At 54.6% G+C, this 1,537-nt stretch carries 1 protein-coding gene; it reads left to right on the top strand.

Going from position 1 to position 1,537, the window contains the following annotated elements:
* Positions 1–1,452: DDE-type integrase/transposase/recombinase (locus QP363_RS12580; RefSeq protein WP_284764737.1), on the top strand; the 1,452-nt coding region annotated here is incomplete at its 5' end.
* Positions 1,453–1,537 lie beyond the last annotated feature (85 nt).

Genomic DNA, 1,537 nt, shown 5'->3' with positions numbered 1-1,537 from the left:
TTGCATAAGCGTAGAAAGGTCGCAGATTTCGATCCCGTTCGTGACGGCAAGACGGTCACACAGTTTTGCAAAGAATTAGGAATCTCGCGGCAGACGTACCACAACATCAAAAGCCGGATAGCGCAGAAGGGTCGCGCAGGTATTGTGCCTGATTCGACTGCCCCGAAGAATCCGATGAAGAAATTTGACGAGGCCGATAAAATCGCAGTCGTCCACGCCAGACAGGAGTTGATGGAGCAAGGCTTGGATTATGGGCCTTGGTCGATCTACTACTTCTTGTTTGACACTTCAGGCCCAGATTCCACCCCATCGCGTTCTACAATCGCCTCGTGGCTGCATGAACTGGGATTTGTTGATGCCAATGCCCGCAAACGCCCCCGCAGCTCCTATAAGCGCTTCGCCCGTGATCTCGTCGGTGAACTCTGGCAAATCGATGGACTGGTCTACCGCCTCTTTGACCATGCCCACACACATGTCACGATTTACCAGATTATCGATGATGCCAGCAGATTCGATGTCGGAACCACAGCATTCGCTCTGCCAGAAAACGGTACTGATGCGCGCGCCGTACTGGCCGCAGCGTTCGCCGCCTACGGCAAACCTCAAGAAATCCTTTCCGACAATGGCGATGCGTTCGCCACCTATCACCGTGGTTTTCTCTCTGCTACTGAAACTTGGCTCGCTAGCCAAGGTGTACTTGCTATTGCTGGTTTCGCCCCGACAACCCAGGGAAAAGACGAACGCTCTCACCGCACGTTGACCCAGTTCCTCGATGCACGCCACCCAGTCAGCCTTGCTGAGGTCAACACATATCTGGCCGAATATCGCCAGGTCTACAACGAACGACGACGGCACCAATCACTGCTGGTCGGCAAAATGCACATCACACCACGCCAGGCCTTCGATACCTTCCCCAAGGCACCATCGCCGACACATCCACTCGATCCTGAGCAGGTCTGGGCCCGCGTAGTCGCCTATAACCAAGCGCACAATCCACACGCTGTATCCGAAATGCTAAACGGCCCCGCGGAAGCGGCAACTTCACACGAGGCCAGCACCGATGACATGGCAGCTTTGCAAGGCATACCTCCCACCGATACCCCCACACTAACGGCGCCGACGACAAATTCAACAAACCATTGGGGTATCCCAGACCAGCTCTGCGTAAGCAAAGACGGCGTTGTACGCGTGTGCAGCTTCGGTCTCTACATTGGTCTGAGGTTTAAAAACCGCAGACTCTACTCCACAGTCACAGCCGAAAACGTTGCGGAGTTCTACACGGCCCATGACGGTGAATTCCTCTTCAGCGTGCCACTGCCGATCACGTTAAGCCACAGACCACCAGGTGGCCAGATCAACATCAACCTCGTTGAAGGAATGAAACACCGCCAACCACCGCGGATGAACCCGAAACTATCCAAACCCCGGCCGAAACGCAGGCCGCAACCATAAACCGCTAGAAGTGTCCAAGGCCTCCATGGATTCCGTGTCCAAAAAGACACCGGACTCCATGTCCAAAAACCCTATGGACATAACA

The sequence above is a fragment of the Corynebacterium sp. UMB6689 genome, assembly GCF_030215295.1.
GTDB lineage: Bacteria > Actinomycetota > Actinomycetes > Mycobacteriales > Mycobacteriaceae > Corynebacterium > Corynebacterium aurimucosum.
This window is presented reverse-complemented; position numbering and strand designations above follow the sequence as displayed.